We start from the raw sequence: 24,414 nt of genomic DNA on the forward strand, positions 1-24,414 counted from the left end.
ACTTTTATTTTTTAAACCGTTAAGATTATTTGATCATTGCCGATCTGTTTTATGAGCATGAAAATTTAAACACAAGCGGCTGGTAAAAATGCGCATACTGACACTTTTTATACTACTTTTAATCTTCCCTCTTTCAGCTCAAGCATGGCAGGGAAAGATTATAGCAGTTGATAGCTCCACATCTTTAATAGTTCTTAAAGATGGGCAAGACCCTGTAAAAATTAAAATTTCCGGAATAATTCCTTCGCCCGAAGTTGACAAAGCGAAAGGTAAGCTGGAGTGCAGCAGCATTGCTCTGATGAAAGAGGCAGAAATCAATGAAACTGGAAAAAACGACGAAAATACAATTTTAGCCGACGTGATTATTAACGGACAATCACTTGCACAAGAGCTGATTAAGATCGGCGTTGTTCAACAAATTGGCAACGTTTCAACAACTCCACAGCCTGAATCTGCAAATGCGGATAAATCAGAATCCGTAGCCGCACCTGCTGATAATATAAGCGAAAATCCTACTTCAAATAAAATTATTTCAGAACTGTCTACAAACGACGATCAAATAAGTTCAGATCATCAATACGTCGCGCCAGCGCCCAAGCAATCATACAAATCAGTACCAACTCAAGCTCCTGTCATTAGATACGTTCAAGTTCAACAACAGCCTCAACAGTTAGGATTCTGGCCTGCCCGCCCTGTTCAAATAATTCAGCCGCAAGCTGCTGCACCATCTGTAACAGCGCCAATAGCTACAACTACAAAAACACCTTCAGATTTCAGGCAGCCGGGTGATATTGCTCAGGAAGAATATGACCTTGCGATCAGAGTTAAAAAAGGAAGACCTTTAAAAAAGAATCAAGGTTTTTTTCTTTCAAAGAAAAAATCAGAAACATTTATTGGAGCGGCCGTAGGGACACAATACTCTACAAAGTCTAAAACAGATGTACCTTATGCTTCGTTTGGCCCTTCCGGAGGATTAACTATCCGCCACTTTTATCCTTCCGGGCTGGGACTGGGCGGAGATATGATGATCAGTGGAACTTCAGGAAGATCCGGCTCTTTGGCGGCATCTAGTAATGCAACCAACGGAACTTCTTACGATTATAAATCAAAAAGTTTTAACACATACACTTTTACAGCTTCTCTGCTTTACAGATTCTATACTGACTCTAAATTTACGCCTTACATAGCGGCTCAAGGCGGTTATTCTTTCTTCGGCTACCCGAATACAGATTTTAATATTTCCGACGGCGCTCCTGTTGCCGGAGGCGGTTTAGGCTTCCTTTATGAATTTGATTCAGGTTTTACCATCGGTTCAGATGTAAGATATTTAAAAACCTTCGGAAGAAAAGCACATGACCCGGACGGTTTTTTAAACACAACTATCAACTTCGGGTACACCTTTGACTGACCAATAAACGCATGCGTTTAATTGTTGCTTGCCTCATTCTTCAATCCCCTGCTTTTTATTATCAATTGACCTTCTTTTTTTTAAATTACGATTGACTTGACATATTTGCAGCTGTATACGTTTTTCAAATGTGTATCACTTTGCAGTTAATATTTTGTAATAAAAACTTAAAAGGTCTTTAATCATGCCTCAAAAAATATTTCGTATGCTGTTGTCGACAATGTTTCTAGTTTTAGTGATGTTTTTTTCTACCCTCCCCGCACAAGCTCATAGAGTTTCAGTCTTTGCATATGTTGAAGGATCTGAAGTTTTTACTGAAAGCTATTTTTCGAGAAAAAAAAGAGTGCATCAAGGCAAAATTGAAGTTTTCAATTTGACAACCGGCGCACAGATTTTGACAGGAACGTCTGATGACGACGGCAATTTTAATTTTCCCATTCCAAAAGAAATTTCTTCTGACCACGCAGGACTTAAAATTGTTCTCATAGCTTCTGAAGGTCATAGAAACGAATGGACTCTAACTCCAGAAGATATTTTCCCGAATGCTTCGCCTACGTCATCTGAACTGCCACAAAAAACAGAAACAGAAATTACATCCAACGTTAAAACCACTTTAACGAACACGGATACATCCTTGCTGAGTGCTCAAATACAAGAATTAAACACTAAGGTAGATACCTTAAAAAGACTGATCTTAAATCAACAAGAAGATGGTCCAGGAATAAAGGAAATATTTTCAGGGATTGGATATATTTTTGGCTTTTTCGGGATTGCGGCATTTTTAACTTCTAGAAAAAAGTAAAACTTTAAATTTAAAAATGGAGAGTTGTTATGAAAAAAATTTTAATCGCTTTAATTGCATCAATCGCATTATTTGCGGCGGCAGCAAGCGCACATGCACATTTCGGAATGTTGATTCCTGACACTTCTATTGTTTCTCCTGAGAAAAAAACAATCAACATGGAATTATCATTCGCACATCCTTTCGAACTTGCAGGAATGGATCTAGTTAAGCCCAAAAAGTTCAGTGTTTATCATGAAGGAAAAGAAACAGATCTTTTGAGTTCCTTAAAAAAGTCCAAATTTCTCGGTCATAATGGTTTTACAACATCTTTTAAATTTAAACGTCCGGGAATGTATACATTCTTCATGGAGCCTACTCCATATCCAGAACCAGCTGAAGACAACTATATAATTCACTATACAAAAACAATTGTGTCAGCTTTTAATGAAGGTGAAGACTGGAATAAACCTTTAGGTGTTAAAACTGAGATTGTTCCTCTCACCCGTCCTTGGGGAAATTATTCCGGCAACGTATTTCAAGGAATAGTTTTACTCGATGGCAAGCCGGCTCCTTACACACGTGTTGAAGTTGAACTTTACAACAAAGACTCAAAATATAAAGCTCCATATGAATGTATGGTTACTCAAGAAGTTCTTTGCGACGCTAATGGCGTATTCACTTTTGCTTGTCCTAAATCCGGCTGGTGGGGTTTTGCAGCTCTCAATGATGCAGACTATAAAATCAAAGGAAAAACCGTTGAACTTGGAGCAGTTCTTTGGATTGAAATGTTTTCATATTAATTAAAAAATTGTTTTTTAAAAAAATAGCCAAACAGAATCAATAGACATTTCACATATAACTAAAGTAAAGGTTAGACCAGATGGTCTGACCTTTACTTTTTTTCATTATTAGGCCACTAATAATATAATTAGAAAACATAGCCATTACTTTGTTAATAGTAATAAATTCAGCTTTTTATTTGATATAATACTATGGAGTATGAATGCGTAACCCGCATGTCTTAATTGTCGATGACAGTAAAACCATACGGTCTGTCCTGAGCTCACAGCTCAAAAGCCGGAGTATTGATGTAACTGAAGCAGTCGACGGCCTTCAAGGGCTTAATCACATTCGCAAAAGGCATTACGATTTGGTAATTACCGATGTAATCATGCCTAACATGGATGGATATCAGCTTTGCACTGAAATTAAGAATAATCCTGAAACGAAATCTACTCCCGTTATCATTCTCTCCACTAATGAAAAAAATGAACAGATAGAAAAAGGATTTGAAGTCGGAGCTGCGGCTTATATAACCAAGAATAAAGCAGGCAAAGAACTTTTTCCTTATGTACAAGAGATATTAGATAAATCTAAACTACTCAGAGATAGATTGATTTTAGTAGTCGATGATTCAAAATACATTTTAAAAGTTGTAAATTCCGGTCTTTCTGACGCAGGATTTAATGTTATAACAGCATCAAACGGATCAGAAGCTTACGAAATTGCTTCCAATGAACTTCCGGACCTCATTCTTTCAGATATAAACATGCCTGTTATGGATGGAATTGAATTTTGTGATAAAATTCAAAAAAATCCGGACCTTTCAAGTATCCCTTTTGTTATAATGAGTTCAGGTGGCGACCGTAGAACAATGCGCGAGTTACTGCATAAAGGAGCTTCCGCTTTTTTGGTCAAGCCTTTCAATATTGACCAGCTTGTAATTACTGCGGAAAAACTACTTAGTGACCATTTCAAAATGGTGCTGCAACAACGTGAACTTTTAAAAACAGAAAGAAATCTTATACTTGGCAGCATAACAAGCCTAATTCAAGCACTCGAAGCACGCGATCCCTATACACGTGGACATTCTGACACAGTGGCATCTATTTCAGTCAAAATTGCAAAACAAATGTCGTTTAACCCTCACGATTTAGAAAGAATCGAATTTGCTGCACGACTGCATGATCTTGGTAAAATCGGAATAAGAGATGATGTTCTTTTAAAGCCAGGTCCATTAACCCCGGAAGAATTCAATTTAATCAAACAACACCCTAGCTTGGGAGCCGAAATATTACGCCCTATTCCAAGTATGGAAGATGTTATACCGGCAGTCCTTTATCATCACGAAAAAATGAACGGTCAAGGCTACCCACATGGTTTGATAGGTAATGAAATTCCGATTTGGGCACGCGTAATCGCTGTTGCCGATGTGTATGATGCACTCACAACAGACCGTCCGTATAGAAAGGCAATGGCTCACAACAAAGCAATGGATATCATTACGCAAAACTCAGAATTCCAGCTATGTCCCGAATGCGTAAAAACCTTCAAATCTGTGATTCCCGATAATCCAATGGACAGTAAAGAATTAAATTTAGCCGAGTGTATCTAACCCTGAGACTTCCCAAGCTTTTTCTTTGCTTACTTCTTCTCCTGACTCAAGGATAAGAGCTTCTACGTCCACTTCAACGTCACTGCTTTCTTTTACTCCCATCTGAAAAATACGCTTCTGATTTTGATCATAGATATAAGCAGAATCTTCATAGACATAAAATTTAAAAGGGCTTTCCATATTTCCTCCAAAGTAAAATTATATTTGATGGATTGCTATTAACACTTTGTCACATGACATGAAAGGGCTAATGATATAGACTTAATAAAAGGTTAAGTATTCATGTTAAAATTAATTCGCACAGGAGTTTATATGCAGTCACGTTTAATATGCCGGGTATTAATGTTGAGCCTTTCCATCATGATTATCACGGCCGCATGCGCATTTGCGGAAACAATCACATACAAATGCAAAGGTGGAGCGGCCTGCATTGAAGAGCGCATAGATTTTGGAGCAGCAACCGTAACTTGCGCTGATGTTAACGGCGATGTTCTTGCGCACTGGGTCTGCGAATATGAATTAGAATATACATGCCGCAACACCCTGACCGGACAAGTACAGAAAGGCGGATTTAATCCAATATCCAGTTCTCTTTGCTCCCATCTTTGTGGACCTTGCAAAGACGGCTGGGAATAATTTTTTTGAGCAGTTAAGGTTCTTGCCATTAACTGAGCAATGGTATAATCGTACCGACTTCTCGCATAGATTCCGGTTATTTATTTTCACCGGGCTATTGCATCCTCTTCTAAATGTCTTATAATAGAGTTAGGAAGAGTTCTTTGAAATGGGGGCGCACTGGTTTCGACGGGGATGAGAGAAGCTGAGGCTGCAGGTCGAGGCGCCGCTGGCCTCGTAAAAAGCGGCACAATCATAATTGCAAACGACAATTACGATTACGCACTAGCAGCTTAATTAAGCCGCTATGTCATTGCTTTGATGTCTGATATCTGCATTGACACAAAACCCATCAGGCTGGCTAGTTTTCGGTTGCACGTCCCGAAAGCAGTGAGAACCTAGCACGCGCTGGCTCACATGTTGCCCGTTCAGGGGCGTCCATGAGAGTGAGAAACAATACCTGAACTATGCCTGTAGATGTCTTAGTGGAGCATTCCCGGACGGGGGTTCGATTCCCCCCGCCTCCACCATAACCCCAATTTCATACTGTCCCATAACGTTTATTAACGTCACTTAAACCCTTGTTATTCAACAGAATAGCAAGGGTTTTTTGTTTTTTCTGCGTTCGTTATAGTTTGGTTAACGCCGTTGACATCCGCGATATGATGTGAGTACGGATGGGTTTATTCATGTTTTTAAAAAAACCGTACTCACACAAATGAGGAAATTCTTATGGCTCTAAGCGTTAAGCAAATTCAAGCGGCAAAACCCAAAGATAAGATCTATCGCATCACCGACTCAAATGGACTTTGCTTGGAAATTAAACCAAACGGGTCAAAGCTCTGGAGATTTCGCTACCGTTTTAACGGCAAGGGTAAAATGATAGGACTAGGCTCCTTCCCTGCTACTAGTTTAAAAGATGCTAGAAACAAGCGAGAAGATCAAAGAAAAATCTTAGAGAGTGGCATTGATCCATCAGATCACAAGAAAGGCCAGAAGGCAGCTGTTAGTGGAGAAAATGAATTTGAATCAATCAGCCGTGAGTGGCATAGCAAATTCAAACCCACATGGACCGAAGGCCACGCCAAAACAATCATTAGACGTCTCGAACTTAATTGCTTCCCTTGGATCGGCAAGACTCCGGTCAATCAACTTGATCCACCAGAAATTTTAAAAGTACTCAGGCGCATTGAAAACCGTGGAGCTATTGAAACGGCCCACCGTGTACGCAGCATCATCGGTCAAATACTACGTTATGCAGTAGCAACAGGCCGCGCCACTCGCGATTCCTCCGCAGATCTAAAAGGCGCAATCCCTCCCGCCCAAGAAAAACATTTGGCCGCAATCACTGAACCTAAAGAAATAGGCCCCCTGCTCCGCAATATCGAAGAATACGAAGGTGGAGACATTACCAAATACGGTTTAATGCTCGCCCCGCTGGTATTCGTCCGCCCCGGAGAACTGCGACATGCGCAGTGGGACGAAATAGATCTTGAAATAGCTGAATGGCGTATACCCGCCGGAAAGATGAAAGCTCGTCGCCCTCACATAGTACCACTATCAAGACAAGCTTTAGAAATACTGAACGAACTTAAACCGCTCACTGGTAACGGAAATTATGTTTTCCCAAGCGTACGCAGCAAATCACGTCCCATGAGTGAAAATACCATCAACGGAGCCTTGCGCCGCCTCGGATACAGCAAAGAGGAACTCACCGGACACGGATTTCGTTCTATGGCGTCAACAAATCTGAATGAAAATGGTTGGAAGCCTGATGTTATTGAAAGACAACTCGCCCATGTTGAAGGAAACAGTGTCCGCGCTGCATATAACCACGCCGACTACCTGCCAGAACGCCGTAAGATGATGCAATGGTGGGCTGATTATTTGGAAGCATTAAAGAATGGGAATAAAATACCTAACATAAAAGGTGATTAGTCATGATTAAAAAAATGATGAGAAAAGCGTTTCGAATGACTGCGTTAACTTTTTTAATTTTTGAACTTAATATTGTTTACGGTTTTACTTTATCACTATCAATTCTTGGCGCCATTCATTTAAATCTTAGTATGCCTATGCAAATATCTATATCTATAATATTACTAGGATGTTTTGCACTAGCTTGCAAATATACGCATAGAAAATTCGAAGATGCATGGCTGCACAGAACCTTGGAGCAGGTTTACGAAGGAAGAAAGCTGGAAAGAAAAACCATATTAAACTCTCAAGGTAATAAAAAAGAAAAAAAGAACATTTCAAATCGACTTCATGAAAATGGTTTAACTTTTGAACAGTATATTCATGCGTTAGAGCAAAAGGTTGAATCTCTCGAAGCAATGCTTGTAGAAGCGAATGAAATCATAGACAAAAACAACTGGAAGAAATGGTTTATCCCTGCATGCTCTGCAATGGGAGATACAATTCGCGAAAACACAAATCACAGAAAAGATCTTGTCACAATAAAAAGAAAAGATTTTTATGCACGAATAATCTCTCACTATCCAGATTTTAAAAACTTAAAGGGAAAACCTTTCGGCACAGCCATGGACGAGGCTTGGAAACGCATTCCTGTAGCAGTAAAACTCGACGACTGATCATATTGATGGGGTAAAATTTTCAATTTAACTCCTTAAATATGAATTTACCTACATAATTATAAACATTAAAAACAGATACTTATTAAAAAATAACACTTTTTTACCCCTCTTACCCCTTTTACCCGTCTAGTAAATCAAACCGATTCTTGTAGGCTTTCCTCAAACGTCAAAAAACGGAGGAAAGCTTATGAGAACCGAGACGAACCAGAGTTCATATCAACTGCCTAATACGGGTTTTGTCAGACTTGTTGATGTCCTGAAGATCATTCCTGTATCAAAAACAACTTGGTGGAAAGGAATTCAAACGGGCAGATATCCCAAGCCTGTTAAACTATCCGAACGCACCACAGCATGGCGTGTATGCGACATACGCAAACTCATTGAAGACATTCCTACTCAGGATGAAATCAATGTCTGATATGGCGTTAATGCCTTCTGAGGGGAGTAACCTGCTCCCCTCTCCGGCTTCTTTTCCCGAAGGAGTGCTTCCAGCCAGAATTGAGGAGTCGCTGTCCGTTGCAGCTTCTGCTTATACGGTTCCTTTTGCCGTTCCAGCTGTGACCTTCCTTGCTGTGATCGGTGCGGCGGTCGGCAGAACCAGAGGCTTAGAAGTAAAACCAAGTTGGATTACTCATCCTAATTTATACTGGGCACTCGTTGCCCGTTCTGGAATGGGCAAAAGTCCCTGTTCGAATGCTATTTTGAAGCCTATTCATGAGCGAGAAAACACTTCATTTAATGAGCACAAAATTGAATTAGACACATATGAACTCGAATTAAGGGAATGGCAAGGCTCCTTTGCTCGTGCTCAACGTAAGAATGATACTCCCCCAGAAAAGCCAATCTACCCAACTTGGGAACAAATTTACGTCGAAGACAGTACAACTCAAGCCGTAGGCTCTATTCTCTCTAATAATCCCCGTGGTATACTTTGGTATAGAGATGAGCTGTCCGGCATGCTCGCAGATCTCGGAAGGTACGACAATAAAGGTGGTGACGGAGGCGATAAAGCCCGCTTGCTTTCAGCTTACGATTGCGGCCCTTGGAAGGTGTCCCGCAGCACAAAAGACGCTCTTCACATACCACACGCCTGTGTTTCAATTTTTGGAACAGTTCAACCTGCCCTGCTTCCATCTCTGTTTAAACACAAAGACACTGTTTCTGGATTTCTTCCAAGATTCTTATTCATCCGCTGTGAGCAGGAAGCCCCGCCCTTATGGACATCAGAAAGCTTTGACGGAGAGCCAGCCAAGCACATTCATGAACTTGTTTATAAAGCTCTAGATCTTTCATTTGGTTCAGACAATTCACCCTGTATTATCAAACTATCCGATGCAGCCAAACGAGACGTGAAAGATTGGTACGACAACCAAGTTCTTGTTCATTGGTATCAACCTCAACTCGAACAGTTCGAAGCACTCGCCCCCAAATTGCGAGGTGCTTTCTTCAAGCTTTGCTTGATCATTCATATGCTGGATTGCTGGAGCATGGGCAAATCTGAACTGTGTCCAGTGCATCATGAAAGCGTCCAGCGAACAATTATCTTGATGGAATGGCTTCAGGAACAGCAAAGGCAAGTCTGGACCCTTCTTTCTGCCGGGAACAAATTTCAAGAAGCTTCAGCCATTGAGCGCAGAGTTGCAAAGGCCATCGTAGAACTTTCCACTAAGCTCAATCTATCACTGCTGCCTACTTCAAAAATAGTTGAATTTCTCAATCGCGATCTTCCAGTATCTTTTCACATCATACCGGATGCTGTCGGCAAGACTTACAAAAAACTAGGCATTGAAACAGGACGCAACAGCAAGGAAAGAGGCGCTAAACTCACCCCGGAAATCATCGGCACGCTTTCAAAATATTTTTCTACTGAAAAGCCCGTCATAGGCGTCATAGGTGTCACTAAGCCATTCAAAAGTGAAGAATTACAGAGTGATAAGTCGATGACACCTAAGGTGACACCTATTTTTAAGGCGTCATCAGATGTCACTGTTAAAAATGATCATAAAATCAACAACCTACAACAGAAATGACGGCTATGACACCTATGACACGTACTTTAGGAGTTAGCACTAATCCTGTCCTAAATGCTTCCATATTTCTTTATGGAGTTAAACCTGAGACTCCTTCTCGCGCTGGTAATATCGTCGGTGAATCGTGTGAAGTAATAATCTGTAGATGTCCAAGCCAGTTTACCCAATGTTGCACATTTGGGACTGGCGAGGGAGATTCTCTCCCTTCGATCCCACACAAGATTAAGAGTCGTGCAAGCACGGTTTCCTCTGCGAGGTTTTGACTCCAATGAATATAAAAGACGAAAAACGCACAGCCTTCGTGAACACAAGAGTCACTCCGACAGAAAAGGCAATACTCACCCTTCAGGCTAAAACCGAAGGCATGAGTTTGGGCGATTACGTGCGCGTGCAACTGGATCGCCCAAGAGTCAGAAAAACAAAAGCGGAGAGACAAAAAGTCATTCAACTTGTCCGCATCGGCAATAATTTAAACCAGCTTGCACGCTGGGCAAATACCTATAAAAAAAATGCCGAATCTGCACAGGTTGTGCTTGGACTTCTTGAAATTGAGGAGAAGTTAAAATGCTTATGAAAGTATTCAGACATGGAGTCGGACGAGGCTCAAAAGTCATCGGCTACGTTACCGACAAGAATAAAAGAGAAAAGAGTCCGCCCGAAGTTCTGCGCGGTGATCCAGATTTAGTTTGTGATCTAATCGATACCACTTCCCGCAAATGGCGTTACACCTCCGGCGTTCTTTCATGGGCTCCAGAAGACAAGGTTACGCCCGAAAACGAGAAAAAGCTCATGGATGGTTTTGAATCTATAGCTTTCGCAGGAATGGAACCGGACCAATATTCAATACTATGGGTACGACACAGCCACGCCGGACATCATGAATTGCATTTTGTAATCCCGCGCACAGAATTGCGAACAGATAAAGCTTTCAACCCATGTCCGCCCGGTTGGGACAAGCAATATAATCCTTGGTGTGAACTTCACAATCGCCGTCACAACTGGGCACGTCCAGATGAATTGAGACGTGCGCGTCTGGTCAGCCCCGGAAGTTCTATCCAGAGCTACAAAGCTGGCAATGCTTCTGAAGTCCGAAAGACCGTAACTGAAGCTCTGGTTCAGGGCGTTGAAGCCGGTCTTATTCATAACCGGCAAGACATTGTTAAAACACTTGAGGATTTTGGTTTTACCGTTCCCCGCAAGGGCAAGGATTATATAACTATTGAGCAGCCACAAAATGAAAACATGTCAGTTTCTCAAAAGAGAAAGAACCGCCGTATTAGGCTAAAAGGAGTGCTTTATGGAGAATCATGGACAGCCGAACAGTTCAAACAACGCGCTGAGCTTAGCCGAGAAAATGAAACAGCAGATGGACGAGCAAGCGCAGATTTCCAAAGAGATAATTCAAAAAGGATTGAAGTGCTTCAGCAACGAGTTGCAGATATCTGCAAAACGAGAGCTGAATACCATAGAAGCCGCTATGAAAAAGGATGTATCCGAGGTCAAGAAGTTGCAGCAAAACTTGATCCGAGACATGCGCCAATCCTTAAAGTTCCCCGTAGCAATCTCCATGGCCATGACAATAATAAGTTGTTTAGTTTTGGTGGGCGGAACCTTGTTCTGGATAAACATTCAGGGCAGCACCCTTTCAGAGCTTTCCCAGAAGATAGAACGACAGAAAGTAATAGAGAACAAAATCAAAAGCTGGGGAGTAACAACCTATCAGGAAAAACACCGGAGATTCTTAGTTCTTCCGCCAGGAACGAACACGGAACAGATATGGAAAGTCGGAAACCGTCCCGCCATTTTACTCAAGGATTAAGCCATGAACGAATTAAAGAAGACCTTATCGGAGACATTGAGCCGAATGGAAAAAGAACAGAGTCACCGTCTGGACGATCAAGATCAGCGGATAGCCAAGATGGAAAGGGAAATTCAAGGCTGCCGGGATTTGCTGAGCGAATTGGAGCGAGTCTTGAGCGAGTTGGAAATGTTGTTCAGGCAATGAAAAAGTTAATGCGAAGGATTAAGAAAAAGCCCCTTCGGAAGGTTGGGAGGGGAAGATAGGCCATCGTTCAGAGATTAAATACTAGGAACTCCACATCTTACGAAAAAATTATAAATAGGAGCATAAACTTGATTAGTTATCGATTGACTACAATGTATACAATGAATACATTGTATAAAAGGAGTTAATCATGAGCACAGTAACCGCCCGCGTTTCAGATGAAACCGCAACAAAATTAGACGCCCTAGCAAAGGCTACAAACCGAAGCAAGTCTTTCCTTGTTGCAAGTGCCCTTGAGCGTTTTTTAGAAGAACAATCATGGCAGATAGCCCAGACTATAGATAGCTTAGAACAAGCCAATAACGGCGAATTCGCTACAGCATTCGAAGTGCAGAGTGCTTTTGAAAAGTGGGGGCTGAAGGTTGAAGCTGACTAAAATACGTTGGACAAAGAACGCAATTAGAGACCTTAACTCTATTCGAAGCTACTTAGCCGAGCAGTCAGATGAAGAGATAATGCAGTCCGAAGCACATCGCATCTGGGATGGCTGCCAACGACTCAAACAATTCCCTGAAAGCGGTCGTCCTGGCCGAGTCCCTATGACAAGAGAAGTTATTATCTCACCTTACATCATCCCTTACCGCATTCAGGGTGATGCTGTGGATATTTTGAATGTTTTCCATTCATCTCAAAAATATTGATGTGCTTATTGCATGAGACAAGTGAGATTATTGTATAATTAGCAACCAGTCAGAAGGCAGGGATTATGCTGGTAAAGTTTTACAGATACATAAAGCAGATAGAAGCATCACCTGTAAGATCAGAGCAAATTGTATTTTGGATAATTGTTCCTGTCTTACTGAAGACGTCAATGACAATACTTCTTCACCAAACTTTTACAACAAGGGTTACATACCATACTTTTTCAACTTATTATTCAGTGTAGTTCTTGTAATATTGAGAATTTTTGAGGCTTCACTCTTGTTCCAGCACGTCTTTTCAAGTGTCGCAAGAATTGCCTGTTTCTGTATGGCCTCAAGCGGCTGCCCGCCAAGTTGAAGAGTATTTGCTCCTGTTGATTCATTCAATTCATAACTTTCGACAACAGAAGGGGGGAGTTCCTTCTCCGTCACATACTCTCCCATCGAAAGTATAACCGCCCGTTCAACCGTATTTTCCAGTTCCCGCACATTCCCCGGCCAGGAATGACGAATAAGCATATCCATGGCGACAGGCGTGAACCCAATTATTTTTTTCCTGTTTTTATCGGCAAATTGTTTAAGGAAGAAATTTGCAAGCAAAGGAACATCATCCTGACGATCACGGAGTGCTGGCATTTTCAAGGCCATGACGTGTAGACGATAATAGAGATCTTCACGAAAGTTACCTTTTTCTACTTCCTTTTTGAGATCTCTGTTTGTTGCAGCAACGATACGAACATCAACAGGTAGCGGTGTGTCGCTGCCTAGCCTTTGGACCTCTCGTTCTTGAACAGCTCTGAGTAGTTTTGCTTGCATAGGCAAGGGAATCTCCCCAATTTCATCAAGGAAAATTGTCCCTTTGTTGGCTTGCATAAACCGACCATCGCGTCTTTTGTCAGCACCTGTGAAAGCACCTTTCTCATGTCCGAAAAGCTCTGATTCCAATAGGGTTTCGGAAAGGGCTGCACAGTTAATTGTAACGAGTTGCTTATGTTTTCTATTACTATTGAAGTGTATTGCCCGAGCGACGAGCTCCTTGCCTGTCCCGGACTCTCCGGTAATCAAAACAGTTGCTTCAGTAGGGGCAACGACTTTCACCATCTCAGTGACTTCAGCCATGGCGGGACTAGATCCAATAATGCCGCCAAGAGTTTGTTCAGGAGATACGGCCTCCTTGAGGGACCTATTTTCATCAGACAGGCGCCTATGATCGAGAGCTCGTTCAAGGATGATTTTGAGTTCATCAAAATTTAGCGGCTTGGTCAGATAGTCGTAAGCTCCAAGCTTCATGGCTTCAACAGCTATTTCAACCGATGAGTAAGCCGTCATTATCAATACGGGGATGGCAGGATTGAATGCCTTGATTTCTTCCAAAGCCTCTATCCCGCTGACCGTCGCCATGCGTACGTCCATAAGGACGGCATCGTACGGCTGGTCTTTAACGGCAGTAATTGCTTCTGCTCCATCTGTGACCGAAGAGGTCGAATAGCCCCAGCCTCCAAGGACAGTTTCAAGCATCGCGAGGTGGCCCTTTTCATCGTCTACAATAAGTATTGTTGCTTTCATTTTGCACACTTTGGGGAAATTTTATATTAAAGAAATTGTGAATGTCGTGCCTTTGCCTTCCAAGCTTGATATGTCGACACTTCCACCATGGCCTTCCACTATTTTTCTAACGACAGCGAGACCGAGACCGGTTCCCTTATTTTTTGTCGTGAAATACGGATCAAAAATATTAGCCTTGTTCTCTTCAGGAATACCAACTCCAGTGTCAGACACTGTGATCAGTACACTAGAACCAGAAGCTCGTACGTTAATTGACAATTGGCCCCCGCTCTCCATTGCCTGAATACCATTAAGGCCGATATTGAGAAGAGCTTGAACTATACGATCTGCATCGAGTTGAATTTGTGGCAGGCCCTGATCAACTTGGGTTACAATTTCAATGCCCTTACTTATCGCATCTTGTTGGAGCAACCGGGAAACAGTATCTAGGACGACATTCATATCGGCTTTCTCAAGCTTGAAATCCGAAGGACGGGTAAATTCCAGTAGCTCCGATATGACCCTGTTGAGCCGCTCAGTTTCGGAGATCATCACTTTTGCAGCCTTTTGATTCTCACTTCCTTCATCAAAAAGACCCGCAAAGTAGGTTGCAAAACCTTTGATACTACTGAGTGGATTGCGCACCTCATGTGCGATGCCTGCAGCAAGGTTGCCAATAGCAGCCATTTTCTCACGTTGTCTCATCTCTGATTGGAGTCGATGGATCTCTGTGAGGTCGTTCAAAATGATTATTTTCCCAAGATGAAGCCCTTCATCTGTAACCACGGGAGCCACGCTTATGTTGACAGGAAAAATCTTTCCGGCTGCCTTTAGTGAAAGCTCTCTGGTGATGGGGGTTTCCATACTTGCGCCATCTTCAGAAAGTTTGATGATATTTGCAGGAAGAATTTCATCCACAGATCGGTTGATGACTACTTTTTCTTCAACTCCAAGAAGAGAGGCGGCATCCTTGTTAAAATGCGTGATACTTCCGTCAGGGCCGACCACGACTAAACCAACAGGGAGATTCGAGACAATTTCCGAAGCAAACGCCTGGGTGTCTTTCAACTGTTTATTAGACCGTTGATATGCTTGGACCCACACCAGCGAGACCATGCAACCAAGAGCGACTAACAACAGCACTACTGATGTCGAAGCCATAATTTTGATATCCTCTTCGCGAGCATCAACAAACGGCTGTATATCCAGTCCTATGAAGATGAGAGGTTTGGTCATGCCTTCTTGAAATTGCTGTGTATGCATCCTACCCATATGTGCTCTTGGGCGTTTTACCCCATCAGGAGTGCGATTCTGCATCCTGTTCCCCATCATATAACCCCGCATTTGATCCCTGTCGGAGTCGAGGGTGATGAATTCTTTGAATACTATGAATGAATTAGGGATATGGTTGTCCTCTAATATTTTCCATTGAGCATTTTGAGTTGGAGACAAGGCTTTAATTTGAGATTCGGTAAGGAATACTTCGCCAATTTGTTCCGGATTACTATGAGCAATTACCTTACCAGATTGATCTGTGAGCGTTATATAGAGGATGTTTGGCAACTCGGCTGTTGCGTCAATCAATGCCTGCAACCTGCTTTCGGTGCCAAATCTGCTCATCCTTCCAGCTCGTGCTCCAGCCTCAAAGGATTTGATAAGAGCTCCCCCTTTTTCGCCAAGTACCTTCTCCATGTACCGCACTTCACGATTATAGTTGAATACAGCGAGTGCGACGATAACCAGAGTCAAAATCGCAGTCATTCCTATGATGAGCCATATTGATGCGGTACTTCTTAACAATCGTTTTTGAATTTTCACTCTAGGCCTGCGGGATGTCGCTGGTTAATTTTTAGACACTAGGCATTCAATCTGATTAAAAATTAACCACAATATAGTTGATTGGCAAGTATAAAAGAGATGGCATAACACACTTCACCAGCAAAAAATCCATAATAACAATTACTTGCAAGAATTATCGATTGTTTGGCATGGAGATTGCCTTATAGGTTTTAACGTCACCAACCAAAAAACTGAGGATATTATCATGAAGAAGACTATTATGACACTCACACTGGTACTAGCTGTTGCATTTATTTCTACCAATGCCATGGCGTGGGGAATGAACGGTGGGAATGGTAACTGCTACAATATGAATAACAATAATGGGGTTAACTCCCAAGTTGACCCTCAAGTCTATCAAGATTTTATGAATTCAACTGTAAAGCTTCGTGCAACAATCGATGCTGACAGAGCCGAAATAGCAGCACTTATGGCAAGCCCCACACCGGATGCCACGAGAGTTCGTGCCCTAACTGAACAAATCAACGAGAAGTTTGCTACGCTTAATCAGAAGGCCACAACACTGAACCTGCCGACATACGGCATGATGGGGAGTGGTATGATGAAGCGCAGCATGAGGGGGCGCGGTATGAGGGGCTCCAATGGTAACCGCAATGGCTACGGTTGCAATTGGTAGAGTGAATCAAATCGACGAGATGGAGCCCGTGCTCCTTCTCGTCAAAGACTTTTATCAGGAGAAAATACTATGTGGAATTGTAATATGGGATTCATGAATGGCACTGGCTGGTTTATGGGAGGGGGAGGATTCGGAATGATCTTTAACCTGCTCATCCTCATCGCCGTAGTTGTTGTGATATACAAAATTTTTCAAGGGTTTGTCATTCGCCCTGAAGGAAGCAGAGACAGAAATGATTCGTTGGAAATTCTCAAGCGGAAGTTTGCTAACGGTGAAATCAATGATGAAGAGTACAAGCGAATGCGAGAAGTGCTGGAAAACTGATACAGAAAACGCTGAGAGACTCTGTGCAATAAATCGAGCTATTTTGTTCTCATCTTAAGAATATTTCTTTTTCGCCATAATAAACCTCTCCATGTATGATGACAATTATACATGGAGAGGTTTATTTTTGACAAACTATTCTTAAATCGGAAAAACTTTATTTTCACTCTACACATATACTACCCCAGCAATGCAGCAACTATAATTATGTTGCACGAACACGGTAACCGCCCGCGTTTCAGATGAAACCGCAACAAAGTCAGATGCGCTTGCAAAGGCCGCTAACCGCCAGACACCAAAATATGCCCAAATCACTATAAATTAGAAATTGCACACCCTATTCCTGATCTTCACCGCATAGGCTGGAGAAGGCAGCATTGAAGTAAGCTTTGAAGAGGAGTCTATCTAGCTCATTCAAAACTTATGGCTCAGCGGCTTAAGAATCATCTTTAAAAGTCAAGAACTAGAAGAAGATTCAGTTATCCGGAAATTCCGGAATACTGCTACTAATAGCAAGAGTTACAATTCGATTTTCTATAACCTTTTTAATCTGCATTCTAACAAATTCATACCTTTTTAGTATATTTTGTTGACAAAACTAAATACCACCCCTACTTGTTATTGAAACTCATTTTCAACATCAACAAGACGAAAAGTAAAACAACGGAGAAAAATATGAAAAAACTTATCACCCTTACCATCACCGCAATTATGGTTGCAGCATGGTCTGTGTCAGCCTTTGCTGCAGACGTAGTTGTTTATTCAGCACGTAAAGAGCACCTCATCAAACCTTTGTTTGATGCATATACTGCAGAAACAGGAGTAAAAGTAAAATACATTACTGGTAAAGCTGGAGCACTTCTTGAGCGTATCAAAGCGGAAGGAGCTAACACTTCAGCCGACCTGTTCATCACAGTAGATGCCGGAAACCTTTGGCATGCTGCAGAAGAAGGAATTCTAGCCCCGATTAATTCTGCTACTCTTGAAAAGAACGTACCTTCGCATCTTCGAGATCCCCAGAACCGCTGGGTTGGTCTTTCGGTACGCGCTCGTACTATCGTATATAATAAAGACAAAGTTTCCCCTGAGGAATTGAGCACCTATGAAGCGCTCGGTGAGGCCAAATGGAATAAACGTCTTTTGCTCAGAACATCTAAAAAAGTTTACAACCAGTCTCTCGTAGCATCAATTATCGCCGACAAAGGTGAAGCTGAAACGGAAAAAATTGTTAAATCATGGGTGGCGAATCTGTCTGTAGCCCCTTTCTCCAGCGACACCAAAGCTCTTGAAGCAGTTGCAGTTGGCGTTGGTGATGTTGCAATAGTCAACACATATTATTTTGGTCGTCTGCTTAAAAAGAATCCAGATCTCCCGCTCGCTATATTCTGGCCTAATCAGAAAACAAGCGGCGTTCACATGAATGTTTCCGGAGCAGGCGTGACTGCAAATGCTAAGCACAAAAAAGAAGCTGTTAAGCTGCTTGAATGGCTTTCCTCTGACAAAGCTCAAGGTAAATTTGCATCTCTGAACATGGAATACCCTGTTAACCCAGAAGTTAAGCCAGACCCGATTGTTGAAACTTGGGGAGAATTCAAAGGTAATCCTATGAACGTATCCAAATACGGTGAATATCAGGCAGAAGCTATCAAGCTGATGGATAGAGCCGGATACAAATAACATGTCTTTAAAGAACTCCCGAAATTCAGTCGGAATTCGACCTCCGGCATTCCGGCGGAATATCTTTCGCCTCAAGTCTCCGGCATGGTTCGCCATTGCCGGAGCACTTGCGGCTGCGTCAGCCACGCCTCTACTCGTAATCATGAGCTATCTTTTTTCTCCACAGCAGGAAATATTGTCGCACTTGACTGAAAACGTACTCGGCGGGCTGATATTTAATACCGCTGTACTGTTGGCCTGCATTTTGCCCCTTACAGCTATAGCCGGAGTGGGACTTGGTTGGCTCACCGGAGCTTGTGATTTTCCAGGCCGCAAATTTTTCTCATGGGCATTGGTTCTGCCCTTTGCCATTCCTCCTTATGTGTTTGCTTTTGTTTATCTTGGAATTTTCGATTTCACAGGACCAGTACAGTCTCTCGTAAGAAGCATATTTCCTTCCACTGGATTTATAGATATCCGCAACGGATTCGGGGTCTCGACAATCCTTTCCCTTGCCTTCTATCCATATGTATATCTCATGAGTCGTAGCGCCTTCATGACTCAAGGACGCACAGCCCTTGAAGCAGCCCGCACGCTGGGTCATTCACCGGCAAGAGCATTTTTTAAAGTAGCGCTACCAATGGCACGCCCTTTTATTGCAGCTGGACTTGTGCTGGTCTGCATGGAAACTCTTGCAGATTTCGGTGCGGTTTCGATCTTCAACTACGACACTTTTACCACAGCTATTTATAAAGCATGGTTCGGTATGTTTTCCCTTGCAAGCGCCGCACAGCTTTCATCCGTATTGGGAATAATTGTTCTTGTCGCACTTGTTACTGAGCAGAAAATGCGCTCGCGCATGCGCTTCACAGAGGCAGGAAGACCAAACAACACTGAACGCCTAAAACTATCCGGCACTTGGAAGTGGGTGGCCTTTTCATCCTGTGCTTTAATGTTTTTTATGGCCTTTGCCCTTCCATGTTTCAAACTGATTATGTGGGGACTTGAATCCATTGATTCAGATCTTTCCAGATATCTTGAATACGGATTAAATACTTTTTTACTTGGCCTTGTCGGAGCAACCTTAACGATCGCAGCTGCCCTTGCTCTTGCCTTTGTTAAAAGAAATGATGCCGGTCCACTTATGAACTGGGCCACACGCCTTGCTACGCTTGGCTATGCCTTGCCCGGAACGGTTCTGGCCGTAGGTATCTTTATTCCTGCAGCATGGTTGGATAATACTGTAGTCGGTGGGCTGAAAGACCTTGGATTTAATGCCACGCCATTTATACAGGGCTCACTGGGTCTAATGATCGCGGCATACTGTATTCGTTTTCTTGCTGCCGGATTCGGTTCTGTGGACAGTGCAATACAGCGCATAACTCCATCCATAGGCGAAGCCGCCCGCACTCTTGGAGCAACAGGAACGGCTTTGCTTGGCCGCATATACATTCCTATGCTCAGAAAAGGACTACTTACCGGAGCCATTCTTGTTCTTGTAGACATCATGAAAGAAATGCCCATAACCCTGATGATGCGGCCTTTTGGCTGGGACACTCTTGCTGTCAAAATATATGAGTACACTTCCGAAGGAGAATGGGAACTGGCAGCAACCCCAGCCGTAGCCTTAATACTCGTCGGACTTATACCTGTGCTGCTACTCACCAAACAGATGGATAAATAGGAGGCTACTATGCCGGAACTTCTTAAAGTTAACGAAATAGATAAATTTTATGATAATTTTCATGCAGTTAAAAATGTAAGTTTCACTCTCGAACAGGGAGAGATTGGTTGTCTACTTGGCCCTAGTGGCTGCGGCAAAACAACACTTTTGCGCTCGATAGCCGGATTTGAAGATATAGCGGCCGGTTCCATTTCAATCGCAGAAAGGCAAGTTGCTGGAAACAAAACTGTCCCACCGGAAAAACGCAGTATCGGTATGGTCTTTCAAGATTACGCACTCTTTCCTCATCTCACAGTGAAAGAAAATATTGCATTCGGAATAGATTCACTTTTGAAAAAGGAACAGGGTAACCGGATTGAAGAGTTGCTCCAAACGGTTGAACTGCTGGGAGAAGGAGATAAATATCCTCACGAACTTTCCGGTGGACAGCAGCAACGTGTGGCTCTTGCACGCGCACTCGCTCCCGAACCTAAGCTCTTACTCATGGATGAGCCTTTTTCCAATCTTGATGTAGCTCTGCGCGAAACCCTTTCCACAGAAATCAGGAAAATCCTTAAGGATCGCTCTATTACAGCGCTGATGGTAACTCATAATCAGAATGAAGCCTTTGCCATGGCGGACAAAGTTGGGATACTTTCCAGCGGGACCATGCAGCAATGGGACACTCCGCACGCAGTTTATCATCGTCCAGTTAATCCTGTAGTGGCAAGTTTTGTGGGGGAAGGAATGTTCATTAAAGGCGAGGTTACAAGCCAAAGCACAGTAGAATGCGCCCTTGGAACGCTCAGCGGAGAACTTCCACAAGAGTACAGTCCTAATTCAAAAGTAAACCTGCTAATCAGACCTGAAGATGTAGTCCATCATGATGATAGTCCATACGGAGCTAATATCATATCCAAGACCTTCCGTGGGCCAACTATCCTTTACACACTTGAACTGGACAGTGGAGAACAAATTCTCTCACTTGTGCCAAGCCACCACCAGCATGCAATAGGTCAACGCATAGGAATATATCAAGAAGTTGAAGATCTGGTTGTCTTTCCGGCGGATAGCTGTCTTTAAAGGAATAGTCATGCTTAATCAAAACAGCTTGAAAAAATATCTCTATTTATTAAGAACTTCATCCAAAGCAGATAAACGATAGCTAGTACTACGCCCTCCTCCAACATTCTGCTCAAGAATTCCGCGCTCTTTTAAATCTTTGATATCGCGAAGAGCTGTATCTGTGGAGCATTTTGCTAGCTTGGCATATTTGGATGTGTTCATGTAGCCCTTGAAGTTTTCATCGAGCATTCTGTTCAGTATATAATACCAAGCTTCATGCTGAATCAGAGTTCGAGAAATATCGCATCATTCAGGATAGGCTTTTTATATCTGACTTTGATCGGTTGGTGGGGGATGTTGATAAAGACAACCGATAACTGGTACTCCGCCTGTAATTCTCTCAATTCGACGTGCGCACGTTGGTTGAATTCGCGGACCGGATTGAGCTGGAAGGTATGTATGCAGTATTTCACCTTGCAGTCCTTGCGTATTCATGCAAGGTCATTTTTTGCGACGCATTAAATCGCAATGGCAAGACGACAAGGCTAATTAAGATTACTATATTAAAACTTACAGGAGTACGTACATGACAAAAGCATCTGCACGCCATCTTTTGGTTAGTGATGAACAGACCTGTCTGGACCTGAAAAAACAAATTCAGGACGGCGCAGACTTTGGTGAACTGGCAAAAAAACACTCCAGCTGTCCTTCCGGTCAGCAGGGTGGCGCTCTCGGTGAGTTCCGCCCCGGCCAGATGGTCCCGGAATTTGATACCGTTGTGTTCAATGAAGCCGTTGGCGAAGTTCATGGACCCGTAAAAACACAGTTCGGTTACCACCTGCTGATCATCGATAGCCGCGAAGACTAAACAACTCTTCACCGCTATAATAAATAAAGCCCCGACTAAGTCGGGGCTTTATTCTTTTTTGAGTTACACACTCTCTTCAGCAAAAATATCCTCTATCCACTCACAGGACATCCCGGTCCCAGCTGTTGATAAAGAGAATCGATAGCTAGTACTACTCCCTCATCCCTATAAACCTTATATCAATCTGGAGAGTATCTTGTTGGTGATTCGTCCATCTGCTGAAAATGATTTTGTATTTCTCTGTCAGCTTAGGAAACTAGCTTTACTCGAAGCAGTAGAAACCGTGTTTGGTTGGAACGAAACAATCCAAAAAGAAATATGTCGCCGAGAATGGGAAGAGGCTCGGCCAGATATTATTGAAATCAACGGCCAAAAAGCTGGCTCATACTTAGTCCAAATCAATTCGGATCATATATATTTGGAACGTTTCTACCTTCTCCCTAAGTTCCAAGGGCAAGGCATCGGCAGCAAAATTTTAAACGACGTATTGGCTCTCTCCGAACGTGAGAATCTACCAATAAAGCTCTGTTACCTCCAAGGAAACCGAGTTGGACGCTTGTATACGCGGCTTGGTTTCAAAATTCTCTCTGAAGACACAGAATTTGTTCATATGATTAGGCCGTTAACAACAAAGCAGTAACAAAACATCTATCCAAAATGAGTACACCTATTTTGGGCACTAGGTGCGGTGAATGTGGGTTTTATTTGTCGCGCTGGCGAAAAGACTATTACTCGCTATCAAAATAGTCAGAATCAACCTTCTTAACTTCATATTTTCCTACGGTTGAAACACCTACATTATGATCAACCATTAGGCGGCCTAGTCTTTCTCCATCAATGAGAATAATTCTTGTATCAATCATAGAAACATATTCTTCTGCCCCTTTAGTAAACGATGAACTCGTAATAAAAACACCTTTCTTAGCTCGTTGCCCTTGGAGTGCTCCGGCAAATTTTTGAATTTCCGGTCGACCTACCGAACCTTCCCAGCGTTTTGCTTGAATATATATGACATCCAAGCCAAGTCTATCTTCGTTGATAATCCCGTCTATACCGCCGTCTCCGCTTTTTCCCAGCGCTTTTCCTGCATCCTGCCGATTACCGCCATAGCCCATATTAACGAGCAGATCGACAACCAGCTTTTCAAAAAATGATGGTGAAGAATCTTTAACAATAGTAAGTAGTTCTGACTCAAGACTTTTCCTCAACTGTTTGTATGCTGAGGCCAAAGCATCTTCTGGAGTTTGTAACGAGTCGAAAGCCTTTTCTGAGACTTCGCTACTATTCTTTTCTTTGCTGTTTTTTCTTCTATTTCTGAATTCAATAAATTCTGGGTATTGACTAAGAATTTCAGTGGTAATTTCGCTAGGATTGGAAGCTAAAAGCTCAATTCCCTTCTCAGTGATAGTGAAAAATCCTCGCTTAGGATCAGCTAACAACCCTGCCTGCTTAAGATATGACCTAGCCCAACCAACACGATTATTAAATACGGCTTGATTGCCACTTGGAAGAAATTCGCTTCTTTCTTCAGATGACAGTGAAAATTCATCCGCAAGCTGCTCGACTGCATCTCTGAACTTATGTTCTTTACTATCGGAAGCAAGTTTCAATACAGGTAACATCAAAGTTTGGTAGTCTGGGATAGCCATGAAATTTACCTCTTATATACCACAACAGCTTTATAACGATGCACATACGATGCACTACAACCATGGAGTTATTACTGATAACGATTATATAATTTCAAAAACAGGATAATTCTTAAACTGCTCCAAGAAATATGATTGTATTTCATTATTTTTACGCTTTCCCAAGTGTCGAGAGTTTTTCTTTTGAATTTGAATCTGTGTTTTTTCAGATCTAGTATCAGCAAAAATTCTTACAAACGTATAAATATCTTCTGGTTCCCATGATGGCGTATTTTGAAAAATAAACTTTTTAAAAGAATGTCCTTGTAAAAAGTCATTCCAATTAGAATGCGGCTTTTGATCATTTGAAAAAGGATTACTCCGAGTAAATGATATTTTTAAAATTTGTGCATTTGGAATTTTAAAACTATCGTACAGTTCCATATTGTCCAAACAGTCAATTTGAATATGAGCACCATAAATCAAATTTGAAAATTCATTCCAACTATCATCGATAGGTTCGTCACAAGCTGAAAGATCAATCATAATATCAGGATTGCTTTCTTCAATCTCATGAAGAGTTTCTCGAGAAGGGTATTTTTCAAAAATTAGGACATTTTTATCAGAAGACATAGACTATCCTCGTGCTTTAAC

Annotated in this window: 26 protein-coding genes and 1 other RNA gene; 21 read left to right on the forward strand and 6 right to left on the reverse strand. The window is 42.2% G+C overall.

Going from position 1 to position 24,414, the window contains the following annotated elements; all coding sequences use genetic code 11:
* Window positions 1-88 precede the first annotated feature (88 nt).
* The 4 genes from BLT41_RS12390 (at window position 89) to BLT41_RS12405 (ending at window position 4,587) form a co-directional block, all read left to right on the forward strand.
* The gene (locus BLT41_RS12390; RefSeq protein WP_092161572.1) at window positions 89-1,408 is read left to right on the forward strand and encodes a porin family protein; all 1,320 of its coding nucleotides are present in this window, start codon (window positions 89-91) and stop codon (window positions 1,406-1,408) included.
* A gap of 184 nt (window positions 1,409-1,592) precedes the next feature.
* The gene (locus BLT41_RS12395; protein WP_092161573.1) at window positions 1,593-2,210 is read left to right on the forward strand and encodes a hypothetical protein; all 618 of its coding nucleotides are present in this window, start codon (window positions 1,593-1,595) and stop codon (window positions 2,208-2,210) included.
* A 29-nt stretch (window positions 2,211-2,239) separates the two neighbouring features.
* Window positions 2,240-2,992 (forward strand): DUF4198 domain-containing protein, encoded by a 753-nt coding sequence (locus BLT41_RS12400; protein WP_092161574.1) that lies wholly within the window; start codon window positions 2,240-2,242, stop codon window positions 2,990-2,992.
* A gap of 203 nt (window positions 2,993-3,195) precedes the next feature.
* On the forward strand, window positions 3,196-4,587 hold the full coding sequence (locus BLT41_RS12405) for a response regulator (RefSeq protein WP_092161575.1): 1,392 nt from the start codon (window positions 3,196-3,198) through the stop codon (window positions 4,585-4,587).
* Here BLT41_RS12405 and BLT41_RS12410 read toward each other — a convergent pair.
* Entirely contained in the window at window positions 4,570-4,767 is a 198-nt protein-coding gene (locus BLT41_RS12410; RefSeq protein ID WP_092161576.1) for a hypothetical protein, read from the reverse strand. The genes BLT41_RS12405 and BLT41_RS12410 overlap by 18 nt on opposite strands.
* A 132-nt stretch (window positions 4,768-4,899) precedes the next feature.
* Between BLT41_RS12410 and BLT41_RS12415 the strand changes: the two genes are divergently transcribed.
* The 10 genes from BLT41_RS12415 (at window position 4,900) to BLT41_RS12460 (ending at window position 12,535) form a co-directional block, all read left to right on the forward strand.
* Window positions 4,900-5,223, forward strand: a complete 324-nt coding sequence (locus tag BLT41_RS12415; RefSeq protein WP_092161577.1) for a hypothetical protein — start codon at window positions 4,900-4,902, stop codon at window positions 5,221-5,223.
* Window positions 5,224-5,373: 150 nt separating this feature from the next.
* Window positions 5,374-5,732, forward strand: a transfer-messenger RNA (tmRNA) gene (gene ssrA, locus BLT41_RS12420).
* A 202-nt stretch (window positions 5,733-5,934) separates the two neighbouring features.
* Complete coding sequence (locus BLT41_RS12425; RefSeq protein WP_092161578.1) at window positions 5,935-7,140, forward strand: tyrosine-type recombinase/integrase; 1,206 nt, start codon at window positions 5,935-5,937, stop codon at window positions 7,138-7,140.
* A 2-nt stretch (window positions 7,141-7,142) separates the two neighbouring features.
* Window positions 7,143-7,796, forward strand: a complete 654-nt coding sequence (locus tag BLT41_RS12430; protein WP_092161579.1) for a hypothetical protein — start codon at window positions 7,143-7,145, stop codon at window positions 7,794-7,796.
* A gap of 190 nt (window positions 7,797-7,986) precedes the next feature.
* Window positions 7,987-8,217, forward strand: a complete 231-nt coding sequence (locus BLT41_RS12435; RefSeq protein WP_092161580.1) for a helix-turn-helix transcriptional regulator — start codon at window positions 7,987-7,989, stop codon at window positions 8,215-8,217.
* Window positions 8,210-9,829: a DUF3987 domain-containing protein gene (locus tag BLT41_RS12440; protein WP_170830365.1), complete on the forward strand. Its 1,620-nt coding sequence runs from the start codon at window positions 8,210-8,212 to the stop codon at window positions 9,827-9,829. The genes BLT41_RS12435 and BLT41_RS12440 overlap by 8 nt, the downstream gene beginning before the upstream one ends.
* 268 nt (window positions 9,830-10,097) lie before the next feature.
* A complete protein-coding gene (locus tag BLT41_RS12445; RefSeq protein WP_092161582.1) occupies window positions 10,098-10,403 on the forward strand; it encodes a MobC family plasmid mobilization relaxosome protein in 306 nt (101 codons plus the stop codon).
* Complete coding sequence (locus BLT41_RS12450; protein ID WP_092161583.1) at window positions 10,394-11,893, forward strand: relaxase/mobilization nuclease domain-containing protein; 1,500 nt, start codon at window positions 10,394-10,396, stop codon at window positions 11,891-11,893. Before BLT41_RS12445 ends, BLT41_RS12450 begins: the two co-directional genes overlap by 10 nt.
* 131 nt (window positions 11,894-12,024) lie before the next feature.
* On the forward strand, window positions 12,025-12,270 hold the full coding sequence (locus BLT41_RS12455; RefSeq protein ID WP_092161584.1) for a CopG family ribbon-helix-helix protein: 246 nt from the start codon (window positions 12,025-12,027) through the stop codon (window positions 12,268-12,270).
* Entirely contained in the window at window positions 12,257-12,535 is a 279-nt protein-coding gene (locus BLT41_RS12460) for a type II toxin-antitoxin system RelE/ParE family toxin (RefSeq protein ID WP_092161585.1), read from the forward strand. The genes BLT41_RS12455 and BLT41_RS12460 overlap by 14 nt, the downstream gene beginning before the upstream one ends.
* 207 nt (window positions 12,536-12,742) lie before the next feature.
* On the opposite strand, the gene BLT41_RS12465 is transcribed toward BLT41_RS12460, so the two are convergent.
* Window positions 12,743-14,101, reverse strand: coding sequence for a sigma-54-dependent transcriptional regulator (locus BLT41_RS12465; RefSeq protein ID WP_092161586.1), 1,359 nt, complete (start codon window positions 14,099-14,101; stop codon window positions 12,743-12,745).
* A gap of 21 nt (window positions 14,102-14,122) precedes the next feature.
* Window positions 14,123-15,898 (reverse strand): ATP-binding protein, encoded by a 1,776-nt coding sequence (locus BLT41_RS12470; RefSeq protein ID WP_092161587.1) that lies wholly within the window; start codon window positions 15,896-15,898, stop codon window positions 14,123-14,125.
* A 226-nt stretch (window positions 15,899-16,124) separates the two neighbouring features.
* Here BLT41_RS12470 and BLT41_RS12475 point away from each other — a divergent pair, with 226 nt between their 5' ends.
* From BLT41_RS12475 to BLT41_RS12495, 5 genes are all read left to right on the forward strand, one after another.
* Entirely contained in the window at window positions 16,125-16,556 is a 432-nt protein-coding gene (locus BLT41_RS12475; protein ID WP_092161588.1) for a hypothetical protein, read from the forward strand.
* Window positions 16,557-16,625: 69 nt separating this feature from the next.
* Window positions 16,626-16,880, forward strand: a complete 255-nt coding sequence (locus BLT41_RS12480; protein WP_092161589.1) for an SHOCT domain-containing protein — start codon at window positions 16,626-16,628, stop codon at window positions 16,878-16,880.
* 675 nt (window positions 16,881-17,555) lie between these two features.
* Window positions 17,556-18,557 (forward strand): extracellular solute-binding protein, encoded by a 1,002-nt coding sequence (locus BLT41_RS12485; protein WP_092161590.1) that lies wholly within the window; start codon window positions 17,556-17,558, stop codon window positions 18,555-18,557.
* Window position 18,558: 1 nt separating this feature from the next.
* Window positions 18,559-20,220 carry an ABC transporter permease gene (locus tag BLT41_RS12490; protein WP_092161591.1) on the forward strand — a complete coding sequence of 554 codons (1,662 nt, stop codon included), beginning with the start codon at window positions 18,559-18,561 and terminating at the stop codon, window positions 20,218-20,220.
* Window positions 20,221-20,229: 9 nt separating this feature from the next.
* Complete coding sequence (locus tag BLT41_RS12495; RefSeq protein WP_092161592.1) at window positions 20,230-21,282, forward strand: ABC transporter ATP-binding protein; 1,053 nt, start codon at window positions 20,230-20,232, stop codon at window positions 21,280-21,282.
* A gap of 42 nt (window positions 21,283-21,324) precedes the next feature.
* Here BLT41_RS12495 and BLT41_RS12500 read toward each other — a convergent pair whose 3' ends face one another.
* Window positions 21,325-21,486: a hypothetical protein gene (locus BLT41_RS12500; protein ID WP_244512269.1), complete on the reverse strand. Its 162-nt coding sequence runs from the start codon at window positions 21,484-21,486 to the stop codon at window positions 21,325-21,327.
* Between the two features lie 364 nt (window positions 21,487-21,850).
* On the opposite strand from BLT41_RS12500, the gene BLT41_RS12510 reads away from it, so the two are divergent.
* Window positions 21,851-22,132 carry a peptidylprolyl isomerase gene (locus BLT41_RS12510; RefSeq protein ID WP_085098464.1) on the forward strand — a complete coding sequence of 94 codons (282 nt, stop codon included), beginning with the start codon at window positions 21,851-21,853 and terminating at the stop codon, window positions 22,130-22,132.
* Between the two features lie 202 nt (window positions 22,133-22,334).
* Window positions 22,335-22,772, forward strand: a complete 438-nt coding sequence (locus BLT41_RS12515) for a GNAT family N-acetyltransferase (RefSeq protein WP_244512276.1) — start codon at window positions 22,335-22,337, stop codon at window positions 22,770-22,772.
* Window positions 22,773-22,860: 88 nt separating this feature from the next.
* Here BLT41_RS12515 and BLT41_RS12520 read toward each other — a convergent pair whose 3' ends face one another.
* Window positions 22,861-23,781 carry a restriction endonuclease gene (locus BLT41_RS12520; RefSeq protein ID WP_092161595.1) on the reverse strand — a complete coding sequence of 307 codons (921 nt, stop codon included), beginning with the start codon at window positions 23,779-23,781 and terminating at the stop codon, window positions 22,861-22,863.
* An 84-nt stretch (window positions 23,782-23,865) separates the two neighbouring features.
* Complete coding sequence (locus tag BLT41_RS12525) at window positions 23,866-24,393, reverse strand: hypothetical protein (RefSeq protein WP_092161596.1); 528 nt, start codon at window positions 24,391-24,393, stop codon at window positions 23,866-23,868.
* Window positions 24,394-24,414: the final 21 nt, after the last annotated feature.

Source organism: Maridesulfovibrio ferrireducens (assembly GCF_900101105.1).
Taxonomy (GTDB): Bacteria; Desulfobacterota; Desulfovibrionia; order Desulfovibrionales; family Desulfovibrionaceae; genus Maridesulfovibrio; species Maridesulfovibrio ferrireducens.